The organism is Streptomyces sp. W16 (assembly GCF_033194735.1).
Lineage (GTDB): Bacteria > Actinomycetota > Actinomycetes > Streptomycetales > Streptomycetaceae > Streptomyces.
On sequence record NZ_JAWOAI010000801.1, the window covers coordinates 1 to 3198 of the forward strand.

Consider the following 3198-nt stretch of genomic DNA (forward strand, 5'->3'; position numbering starts at 1 on the left):
TGCCGCACCTGCCCCGGCCCAACCCCCCGGCGCGCCCACCCCGACGGCGACGGCCGCTGCACGACCTGCGCCTGCGCCGTGACCAACCGACTGGAAGGAAGCACCTCATGACGGAACCGCTGCACACACCGCACCCGGCGACGGCACGCCTGCGGCCCTTCGCCGACGACCCGGCCCGCTGGGACGCGGAACGCTCCTGCGCCCTGCACCGGGGGCGGATCGCATACGGCACCGGATCCTCCGGGGCCCAGGAGCCCTACCTGGTGCACGAGCGCACCGGCTGGGGCTGGCTGGCCTGGACGGTTCCCGCCGACGGCAGCATGCCCGAACGCCCCCACCACATCGGTGTTCTCCCGCCCTCCGCGACCTGGACGGACCGCCTGGCGGCCCGCTGGCTCGCCCGGCGCCAGGCCGGCCGCCTGGCCCTGCACGCAACGAGCCGCGGGTCGCTGCGCTACTTTGCCGTCGCGGTGGCCGTCATCGGATGCTTCGCCGCTGTCGACGCGATCGCCCGCGGCATACCCCTCGGCATCGCCGTGCCCGCGGCGCTGCTGGCCCCGCTGCTCGCCGACCATCTCCCGGACCGCCTTGACCTGCGTGCCCGGCAGCGTGTGCGGGTCATACAGGGAGCAGCCGCCACCGGGTACCTGCAGCGCCTCGCCGCCTCGCACACCGGTCTTTTGCGGGCCGCCGCCGGCAGCGACCGCCACGAACTGTGCCGCGCCGCCGAGATCGGCCGGCACCTGCTGTGGGACGCCGCCGGCCTGCTCCAGAGGCAGGACACCCGCCAGGCCTCCTCTCAGCTGATCGCCTTCGAGCGGCTGATGCTCCAACTCGCCGACCAGGTCACCCAGAACACCGGGCACACCACCTCCGAGGACACCGCCCCCGAGGACACCACCTCCGAGCACACCACCCCCGAGGACGCCGCAGCCGAGGATGCCGCAGTCGACGCGGCCCGGGCCCACACGCCCGGGCGGATCCGTGGCCCGTATCTCCCTGGGGTCCGGCCCGGGGCGCCTGAGGCACCTCGCAACGCGCACAGCACGTCACCGCTGAAGGGAAACCTCCTCATGGCGCAGCCCGCACCCGGCCCGGCCGCCCGCACGGCGGACGTCTACCTGCTCTTCGCGCACGAGCCGTACTACCTCAGCCCCAAAACCCGTGAGATCAACACCGCCGTCGTTGCCGCCGACTCGCTGCTGCACCCGCGGGTGCTCCAGCCCGACGGAGCCCGCATCCACCACCTCCTCGCCCACGGGCGGCGGCCGGGCGAGATCATCCCGCTGTCCACCCTCACCCACGAGCTGCGCGGGGGCGCCGACTGGCCGGCCGTCGGCGACTGGGAGCGCGTCACCACCGACCTGGTCCAGCTCGTCCGCTGCGGACACTGCGACGCCCTCAGCCTCGGCCTGTCCGAGATCACGCGCGCTCTCCTGTGCGCCGGTCCGCACAGCCATGTGCGCGCCTACGGCGCCGCGGCCGGCGAGTTCATCGACTACGGGCCCGGTGAGCGGGCCGCGGCGCTGGCCGAGGTCGGCACGTTCCTCGCCGGCCTCGTGGCCGAGCGGGATCTGTGGCCCGGTGCCGGCCTGCTCGCCCCGCTCTCGGCACGTCCGTGAGCCGGCAGCCAACGGCGATCAGAACGTACGGCGCCCCCACGTCATCGGTCGTATCTGCTTCCTGAGCAGGCCTGTGACAGCGCGTGGGCTGACCGGGGAGGCACGGTCTATCCCAGGGTGCCTGCGAATTCGCCGTTCTCGGCTTCCTTCGCGGTGAGTTGCAAAGTGCCGCGGTGACTCACCTCGACCTTGCAGAACTTCTCGCCTTTGGGGACGTCGGGTACCGAGACGTCGAAGGTGCAGGTTCCGTAGCTGGGGGAGTTGCTGTCGCCGAGGTGGCCGGTGGCGATGACGTCTGCGTCTGCTCCGTACACGGTGACGGAGGTTCCCTCCGCGATGTCGTCGTAGCCGCCGGTCCCCTGGCAGCCGCTGCCGTTGTCGGAGGCGTCCTCGGTGAGGGCGAAGGCTCCCTTGAGGGTGAAGGTGCCGGGTCCTGCGCCGGTGGTGGCGGTGATGGCCCAGACGGCGCCCATCAGGCCGGCCCCGGCTGCCAGTCCGAGGAGGCCGGCGGCCGTGGCACTGAGGCTTCTGCGGGGCGGCGCGGGCGGTTGGGCCGGGAGCGGTGGAGTGTCGGGCAGCGGCGGCATGGTGTCCGGCATGGTCCCCCCAGGGATGAGATGGATCGGCAGGCTATAAGCCGGTTGATGCTGCTGACGCCTGATCAGTTGAGGATTCACCGATTCGAGATTACGGAGCGAGATCCTCACCGCCGGGCCGTGAGACGGCTCGACACCGGGCAGGGAAAGGCCGGCGGACCGGGCGTCGAAACACATGGCCGGTGACGAACCATCAATGCATCCGGGAGTGCGGCAGCGTGACCGGTACCCGTATCGACACCGGCTCGAACTACTACGGCTGACTTGCAGGTGATCCTTCGCGCACAGGCGGCGTGCAGCCGGCTCGCCGGATGCCTGCGCTGAAGGCGGGCGGATTGCCGGTTCCGGCAGCGTTCCCGGAATGCTCGCCCCGAATGCCCGGCGCGCCTGTGTGCTGCTGCTTCATGTCCGGCTCCGGCGGACCACATCGAACCCATGGTGCTTCTCGCCATTCCCGGCCGTGACGGCAGAGATGCGGGCGTTCCACTGGGCAGCACGGGCTCGGGCACCTGCACCCACGCGGCTTCAGCGTCCGCCACCCTGACCCGCGTTGGGCGTGGAGGTGCGCGGCCCGGAATGCCGGTGCCGGCCGCATGCGAATACGGAAGGGCATACACCCGCCCCCATGGCGTGTTCGGGCAGGAGCACGCTGTTGACGGCTGATCGTCCAGGCGGATGTGTCAGTGCCCGCTGCTACACCGATTCCCGGGGTCGGGGCCGCAGTTGGCGGACCGGCGAACAAGGGGAGGAAGCAGTGGCGAAGCCATCGGAGGGATACCACGTTGTCCGCAGTCACCTCCGGCGCAACCCGCGCACGGGCGCGAAGAAGCTGAGCGGCTGGACGACCGCCGCGCTGATTGCCGGGGTGTGGTCATGGAGCCGGCGCATCGGCTCCGGCGAGGCCGCCCCCGCCACGCCCCTGCAGCCGTCGGTGCCGGTGTCTGCGGCCACAGGGGGCCGCTGATGGCCCGCCGCCCCCT

Annotated in this window: 3 protein-coding genes; 1 reads left to right on the forward strand and 2 read right to left on the reverse strand. The window is 72.0% G+C overall.

Features of this window, described 5'->3' with window-relative positions; translation table 11 throughout:
• Positions 1–107 precede the first annotated feature (107 nt).
• A complete protein-coding gene (locus tag R6V09_RS49490; RefSeq protein ID WP_317887993.1) occupies positions 108–1622 on the forward strand; it encodes a hypothetical protein in 1515 nt (504 codons plus the stop codon).
• 107 nt (positions 1623–1729) lie between these two features.
• On the opposite strand, the gene R6V09_RS49495 is transcribed toward R6V09_RS49490, so the two are convergent.
• Positions 1730–2221 (reverse strand): hypothetical protein, encoded by a 492-nt coding sequence (locus tag R6V09_RS49495; protein WP_317887994.1) that lies wholly within the window; start codon positions 2219–2221, stop codon positions 1730–1732.
• Positions 2222–3010: 789 nt separating this feature from the next.
• On the reverse strand, positions 3011–3198 hold a 188-nt coding region (locus R6V09_RS49500), incomplete at its 5' end, for a hypothetical protein (protein WP_317887995.1).

What these genes read in the sequence shown, in the direction of transcription:
- R6V09_RS49490 (WP_317887993.1), top strand. Translation starts at nt 108, where the DNA reads ATGACGGAACCGCTGCACACACCGCACCCGGCGACGGCACGCCTGCGG.
- R6V09_RS49495 (WP_317887994.1), bottom strand. Translation starts at nt 2,221, where the DNA reads ATGCCGGACACCATGCCGCCGCTGCCCGACACTCCACCGCTCCCGGCC.